General features: G+C 62.7%; 5 protein-coding genes and 2 pseudogenes. 2 read left to right on the forward strand and 5 right to left on the reverse strand.

Annotated elements, in window-relative coordinates; translation table 11 throughout:
* The 5 genes and pseudogenes from AC1DSN_RS17345 to AC1DSN_RS17365 all read right to left on the reverse strand — a co-directional run.
* Nucleotides 1-292, reverse strand: a pseudogene (locus AC1DSN_RS17345) (elongation factor P-like protein YeiP); the annotation flags it as partial.
* Between the two features lie 44 nt (nucleotides 293-336).
* Nucleotides 337-1,104 carry an SDR family NAD(P)-dependent oxidoreductase gene (locus AC1DSN_RS17350; protein ID WP_213948388.1) on the reverse strand — a complete coding sequence of 256 codons (768 nt, stop codon included), beginning with the start codon at nucleotides 1,102-1,104 and terminating at the stop codon, nucleotides 337-339.
* A gap of 210 nt (nucleotides 1,105-1,314) precedes the next feature.
* Nucleotides 1,315-1,884: an N-acetyltransferase family protein gene (locus tag AC1DSN_RS17355; protein ID WP_477295700.1), complete on the reverse strand. Its 570-nt coding sequence runs from the start codon at nucleotides 1,882-1,884 to the stop codon at nucleotides 1,315-1,317.
* Complete coding sequence (locus AC1DSN_RS17360) at nucleotides 1,881-2,348, reverse strand: GNAT family N-acetyltransferase (RefSeq protein ID WP_063572940.1); 468 nt, start codon at nucleotides 2,346-2,348, stop codon at nucleotides 1,881-1,883. The genes AC1DSN_RS17355 and AC1DSN_RS17360 overlap by 4 nt, the downstream gene beginning before the upstream one ends.
* Before the next feature lie 18 nt (nucleotides 2,349-2,366).
* Nucleotides 2,367-2,852, reverse strand: a pseudogene (locus AC1DSN_RS17365) (GNAT family N-acetyltransferase); the annotation flags it as partial.
* Nucleotides 2,853-3,046: 194 nt separating this feature from the next.
* Here AC1DSN_RS17365 and AC1DSN_RS17370 point away from each other — a divergent pair.
* Both AC1DSN_RS17370 and AC1DSN_RS17375 read left to right on the forward strand, forming a co-directional pair.
* Entirely contained in the window at nucleotides 3,047-4,303 is a 1,257-nt protein-coding gene (locus AC1DSN_RS17370) for a hypothetical protein (protein WP_477331892.1), read from the forward strand.
* Between the two features lie 66 nt (nucleotides 4,304-4,369).
* Nucleotides 4,370-5,783: hypothetical protein (locus tag AC1DSN_RS17375; RefSeq protein ID WP_477331894.1), on the forward strand; the 1,414-nt coding region annotated here is incomplete at its 3' end.

Consider the following 5,783-nt stretch of genomic DNA (forward strand, 5'->3'; position numbering starts at 1 on the left):
CATCGGGACCGAGCGTGTACTGGGTGTAGTCCTCGTCKTCCATGAAGACGAAGTTGTCGCCGTCCATGTACGAGAATTTTGCCTGGCGGCGCTCGAGGCTGACCTCCTTCAGGTCGTCTTCGGCGCGCAGGCTCAGGTCGAACTTGCGCTGGCCCGGGATCGAGTACAGCGTGAACCGGAAGGTCACGTTGCCGCCGCGCGCCGAGGGCGAGCTGCGTTCGATATCGCGGACCTGGTACACGGTGCCGTCGTGCTCGACGACATTACCTTTCTTCACATCAGATGCTTTCATGGCGTTCGACTTCGATGTCTTTGGAGTGGATTGCGTGGGAGCGATTATTTCGGGGCGAGGCGGACGGCGCCGTCAAGACGGATCGTTTCGCCGTTGAGATAGCGGCTGTTGATGATGAAGGCCACGGTGTCGGCAAATTCCTCGGGGCGACCAAGGCGCGACGGGAAGGGAATCGAGGCGGACAGCGACTCCTGCACGGCCGGCGGCATTCCGTCGACCATGGGCGTCCAGAAGATGCCCGGCGCGATGGTGTTCACGCGGATGCCGAAACGCGCCAGTTCGCGAGCCATAGGGAGCGTCATGCCGACGACGCCGCCCTTCGAGGCGGAGTAGGCGGCCTGGCCGATCTGGCCTTCATAGGCGGCGACCGAGGCCGTGTTGATGATCACGCCACGCTCGCCGTCTTCACCGGCGGCATTGGCCTGGATGAGCTGCGCAGCGGCCTTGGCCACGTTGAAGCTGCCCACCAGGTTCACCATGACCGTGCCCGAGAAGGTGGACAGGGGCATCGGGCCTTCCTTGCCGAGCACGCGGCCGGCGCCGAGGATGCCGGCGCAGTTGACCACGACATTGAGGCCACCCATCGCGGCCTGCGCAGCGGCGACATTGGCCGTCACGCCTTCCTCGGAGGTGACGTCGGTGCGCTGGAAGCTCGCGTTCTTGCCGAGGGCGGCGACGGCCGCATGGCCCTTTTCTTCGTTCACGTCGAAGAGGGCGACCTTCGCGCCCGCGGCGACGAGGCGCTGCGCGACGGCGTGGCCGAGACCGGATGCGCCGCCGGTGATGACGGCCCTGACCTGTTCGAGCTGCATGAATACTCCGCTGGTACGACTGGCAAAGAAGCCAATCTTAGCCGAGGGGCCACCCGGCCGGCTTGCCGCGCCGCGGCAGGGAGGGCTCCGCTCCTGTGGCGAGCCCGAATAGTGTGGGAGCCGCTTCAGCGGCGATCCCGCGGCAGCGGGCCAGGCTGCGGCCAGAACGCATCGCCGCTGAAGCGGCTCCCACGGGGCGTCCCCGGAAGTTCAGAGGTCTCTGAGAAACCGATCGACGGCCCCGGAGGCGGCCAGCTCCGCAAACGGAATCACCGCCACCGGCGGCGTCTCGGGCTCCGACAGGAACAGGCTCCACACCCCCACGTCCCACCACTGCCCCAGCTTGTAGCCGGCCTTCGGCCAGATGCCGGCAGGCGCGAAACCCATCGCCTCGTGCATCGCCACGCTGGTGTCGCCGGGCAGGGTGATCACGCCCACGGCTTGGTTGATGCCCTGCAGGCGCATGGCGCCAAGCACAGCGCCGTAGAGCCGTCGGGCGATGCCACGGCGGCGGGCCTTTTCGTCCACGTAGATCGAGGTCTCGGCGATCCAGTCGTAGGCCGCGCGCTCGCGAAAGCGTCCGCCGTACGCATAGGCGAGCACGGCGCCGTCTTCTTCCCAGACGAGCCAGGGGTGAGTGGCCAGACGTGCAAGGATGCGGCCGCGCATGGCGTCTTCGCCGGGCAGCTCGGTCTCGAAGGTGATCGCGCTGGTCTCGACGATGGGTGCGTAAATGGCGTGGCAGGCGGCGGCGTCTGCCCCGGTGGCGATGCGGATCAAAGCGGTTTTTCCATGAAGATGCTGGCGGGATGGGCGTGATGATCGCCGAAGGGCGGGCAGCGGCGATAGCCGGAGCGCTCGTAGAGTTCGATCGACTCGGTCTGCGCCGTGCCGGTTTCCAGCTTCACCTTCGTCCCGCCGGCGGCACGTACCTGGGCCTCGAGCGCTTCCAGCATTTCCTTGCCCAGCCCCATGCCGCGGCACGCTGGCACGACATACATGTACTTCAGTTCCACGTAATCGCCGTGGTCCACACCTGCACCGCATGCCAGTGGCGTTCCATCGACGCGCGCCGTCATGAAGGTCACGTGGGGTTGCCGCAGGCTTTCCACGCCCACGTGGTAGGGCAGGGGCTGGTGATAGAGGTCGGAGAGGTAGCCGTGCAATTGCTCGATCAAGGGCAGCACGTCCTCGCGGCCCGGGTCGTCGATCGCGAACAGCAGAGTCGGCGGCTCCGGCGCCACGATGAGGTCGCCGTCGTTGAGATGACGCAGGAAAAAGCGATCGCAGCTGAAATGGCCGGTGCCGCCCATCGGCGCATCGATGCGCGCAAAACCATGACGCAGGTAAAGCACCTGCGCCGCGTCCATGCCGGTCAGCGTTTCCAGGTAGATGCGCTGGAAGCCCGCGCGGCGCGCCGCATCCAGGCAGCGGCGCATGAGCCGTGAGGCCGCGCCGATGCCGCGTGCCTTGGGTAAGAAATACATCTTGCGAAGCTCGCAGGTATCGTCGTCGCCGCCTTCCAGTGGGGCGATGCCTGCGCCGCCGATCGCATGGCCGTCCTTTTCGACGACGAAGTAGGCATGGCGCGGCCGTGCGTAGGCGGCGGAAAGTGCATCCACTTCGGGGTCATGGATGGCGAACCCGGGGCCATCGGCGCCGAATTCAGGCATGACGTGGCGGATCACGGCGGCCATGTCGGCATCGTCGCGCGGTTCAATGGGACGGATCAGATAGTCGGTGCGCATGACGGGATGCTGCCACGGAATGCTCTGCGACGGAATCGTCGCAAAAAAGTCTTGGCTGATAAGCGGTTGGATGCTGACTGCCGATATCAAATAGCGATTCCCCGCACCCACCCCTTCCAGGCTATTGTCGCGGCCGGCGGTTCGGCAGGACACTCGAAAGGCAGTACCCACTCTCGCATTCCAGGAGGTTCAGAGTGAAGACGACGAAGCGGACGACACGGACGGAAATCACGCGCACCGAAACCACCACGAATGTCCAGGTGGTGGAGGAAGAAGGTAGTGACACGGTATGGCATGCCCGTGGTGAGGCGGAGCGGGAGCTCCCGCGTAGACTTCCGCATGACAGGCGCGTCGGCCCGACAGAGACTGCATGGCATCACCTGCAAACGTTCTTCATCGAGTATCCGCCCAGGGCGGGTGGAAAAAACAAAATGGAAACCRTCCCGCAGGTGAAGGTATTTGCCAACGGACGACAGCAGGTCAAGGTCCGCGTGGTCCTTTCACCGCGAAACGCCAGCGGTGCGTATGTTTCCGTGCCGGAGTCAGAACTCAAAGCGATGGTGAATCTCATCGACTACAACACGGGTGAGCTGCTACCCGGCGGATGGACGGCTCATTGGGACGAGAACGAATATTCTGATGCCGATTGGGCGATCTCGAATGCACCCGGAAAGTCATCGAGTAACTATGTGCCGCATGACAATCGTCCGCAGGGCAAGGGTGGGTTGGMCCCCGATCAGGTTGCCGTTACGTATTACGTAACGTGTGATCGCGTCGACTCGCTCAGGATCGCAGCTTCCGTCAAACCGCCGCAAGCCTCCCAGCCCATTGAAACGCGCCCCGGTGCCTCGGGCAACCAGTTCGACAGTTCCGTCAATGTCGACGCCCGCCCTCCGCTCAACCTTCCGCCGTCCAACTTTCAGCACCGGTGGGGCGACCACAGCGACAACAGCTTCTTTACGATCCATAACGTGTACATCACGCTGCTCTACAACGGGCGGCGGATCAACCTCCTGCATGTCGCCGACGCCGGCGGCGTCATCAATGGGACTGTCAATGTCCATGCGGACAACGGCGACTTCAAGATCACGAAGAGTCCGGGGAGCGGTGGTGCCGTGCCCGGGGCCAGCTGGGAAGGGGTATTCACGACCTGCGCCAAGGAACATGGCGCGGGAACGTCGTTCTATGACATCCCGGATTATCTCAGCAACTATTACGTATACAACAATATAGGCGGCGTTGAGAATTATGAGGAGGGCGCCATCCTCTACATGCAGCACCTTTTCCGCCCGAATTGGCACTTCACCTGGGGTTATGACGGAAGCGATCCACCGGACGTCTTTGCTCGGAATGTCATATTCATCGATGAGTTCGGCAATGGACACCGCGTTCGCGTGGGCGATGGCGATTCATCGATCGGAGGGGATTTCTACGTGATTTCGAACTGGTAGCTACGCAAAGCCGACGGCAGTCATATAAACCGAGCCATATCACTCTCGCATTCCAGGAGGTTCAGAGTGAAAACCACGAAATCTACGATACGCAAGACATCGTCGACCACGACGACGCTGGAAGAAACACTCGTGGAAGAATTTGAAGGTAGGAACGATTCTTCGACGGTGAGTCCGGCGCATCGCATGCCTGCGCCGGGCGCAACGCAATGGACGAAGCTCAACACGTTCGTTGTCGCCCCCGTGACAAGCTCGCCGCCGCCGCCCAAAAGGCCCGGCAAGGCTGAAGTGCGGGTCCGGGTTTCTCTTTCGGCGGTGAGCGCTGCAGGCGATGTCGTCGAGATCCCCGTCGACGAACTCAAGACCCTGCTGACGCTGGTGAATTATGCCGATGGATCGGCGCTTTCCGGCTGGACGATCGAATATGGCGCGCTGGCGGTATCCAGCACAAAGGCCGTACAGGAGATCGATTTCTGGATCACGGGTGGAAACCCCTGCGACCCGGAGGCCTACGCGGCCGCATCCATTCTCCCTCCCGGTGCGGCTAAGCCCATCCAGACCCGCCCGGGCCCCGGCCACGCGTTCGATAGCAACGTCAGACTTCCCTCGAGCGTCAATCCACTATGGCAGGTCACGACATTGAAGCTTGCCAAAGTCTCGTCGAGCGACAAGGTTTACGTAAACGGCCTGGCGCAGGTCAAAGTCAAGATCGAGTACGCGATCACCGACCTGATCACCCACAAGCCCGCCGAGCTGACGGCGGCAGAGCTCAAGAGCCTGACCATCGGCTTCTACGACGGAATGGATGCACTTCCCATCGATATCGGACCGAAGTGGGTCACCAGCCTCGGTGTCGACAAGGATTACGACGCGACGCATTACAAGGGTTACCTTCCCTATCCCGACGGCACGAAGCGTGATGCTGGTGAACGGGATGAACCGCCGTCGTCTCCTCAGGCAAGTCGCTTTTGCTATTTCTATGTCGCCTGCTACGGAAACCTGTACGAGAGCGTGACGCTTTGTGCACGGGTGCAGTGTCGCGACGGATGGATCTACGCGTCCAACGGCACGAGCATCGATCCTTGCGGGGCGGAGCATGACAGTGGGCTCGAATCGTCGCTGCCCATCTATGGCGTGAAGCCGGAAGTCGGGAAGATCAGCCAGTTCCCGTGGGTGCGCGACGTCCTCGTCGGTGACGACCACGGCATCGAGGCGCATGGCAAGGGGGTCAATCCCGAGAGCACGGTCGGTGGTGACGAGGGAGGGACCCGCAAGCCCCGCGTCACCAATCCCGACTCCGTGCACCGGTACACGTTGTCGTTCATCGACAAGTGGGGCAACCAGGTCGGCATCCGCTTCGTGGAGCTTGAACCCAAGGGCATGATTCAATGGCATGACAAGGGGACGGGCGATTTCCGCGCCTGCTTCACCGGCTACGCGGTTCCGGATAGCAAAGAGCTTCAGTGGAATACTGCGGTAC

It is taken from the genome of Luteibacter sp. P4_D7_3 (assembly GCF_056401735.1).